Raw genomic sequence first — 1,295 nt, 5'->3', positions numbered from 1 at the left:
CGAAGCGGCAGAGATGGCAACTTTTGGTGCAAAAGTACTGCATCCGGCAACGTTGCTACCCGCAGTACGCAGCGATATCCCGGTCTTTGTCGGCTCCAGCAAAGACCCACGCGCAGGTGGTACGCTGGTGTGCAATAAAACTGAAAATCCGCCGCTGTTCCGCGCTCTGGCGCTTCGTCGCAATCAGACTCTGCTCACTTTGCACAGCCTGAATATACTGCATTCTCGCGATTTCCTCGCGGAAGTTTTCGGCATCCTCGCGCGGCATAATATTTCGGTAGACTTAATCACCACGTCAGAAGTGAGCGTGGCATTAACCCTTGATACCACCGGTTCAACCTCCACTGGCGATACGTTGCTGACGCAATCTCTGCTGATGGAGCTTTCCGCACTGTGTCGGGTGGAGGTGGAAGAAGGTCTGGCGCTGGTCGCGTTGATTGGCAATGACCTGTCAAAAGCCTGCGGCGTTGGCAAAGAGGTATTCGGCGTACTGGAACCGTTCAACATTCGCATGATTTGTTATGGCGCATCCAGCCATAACCTGTGCTTCCTGGTGCCCGGCGAAGATGCCGAGCAGGTGGTGCAAAAACTGCATAGTAATTTGTTTGAGTAAATACTGTATGGCCTGGAAGCTATATTTCGGGCCGTATTGATTTTCTTGTCACTATGCTCATCAATAAACGAGCCTGTACTCTGTTAACCAGCGTCTTTATCGGAGAATAATTGCCTTTAATTTTTTTATCTGCATCTCTAATTACTTCCCTTGTGCCAAGGCTGAAAATGGATCGGGTACCGAATTCCTGCAGGTCTCATGTTTGACAGCTTATCATCGATAAGCTTTACGCGAACGAGCCATGACATTGCTGACGACTCTGGCAGTGGCAGATGACATAAAACTGGTCGACTGGTTACAACAACGCCTGGGGCTTTTAGAGCAACGAGACACGGCAATGTTGCACCGTTTGCTGCATGATATTGAAAAAAATATCACCAAATAAAAAACGCCTTAGTAAGTATTTTTCAGCTTTTCATTCTGACTGCAACGGGCAATATGTCTCTGTGTGGATTAAAAAAAGAGTGTCTGATAGCAGCTTCTGAACTGGTTACCTGCCGTGAGTAAATTAAAATTTTATTGACTTAGGTCACTAAATACTTTAACCAATATAGGCGACTCTAGGATCCCCGATCCCCCTTTCACTGATATCCCTCCCTGTTTATCATTAATTTCTAATTATCAGCGTTTTTGGCTGGCGGCGTAGCGATGCGCTGGTTACTCTGAAAACGGTCTATGCAAA

2 protein-coding genes are annotated in these 1,295 nt (G+C 47.3%); both read left to right on the top strand.

What is annotated here, in order from left to right:
- The coding region (locus tag DDE13_RS22400; RefSeq protein WP_222626191.1) for an ACT domain-containing protein at window positions 1-613 on the top strand (613 nt) is incomplete at its 5' end.
- Between the two features lie 241 nt (window positions 614-854).
- A complete protein-coding gene (locus DDE13_RS22395; protein WP_000173853.1) occupies window positions 855-998 on the top strand; it encodes an RNA methyltransferase in 144 nt (47 codons plus the stop codon).
- Window positions 999-1,295 lie beyond the last annotated feature (297 nt).

Source organism: Meridianimarinicoccus zhengii (genome assembly GCF_003254465.1).
GTDB classification, from domain to species: Bacteria; Pseudomonadota; Alphaproteobacteria; order Rhodobacterales; family Rhodobacteraceae; genus Meridianimarinicoccus; species Meridianimarinicoccus zhengii.
The sequence above is the reverse complement of the archived record's forward strand: the minus strand, read 5'-3'. Positions and strand labels throughout refer to the sequence as shown.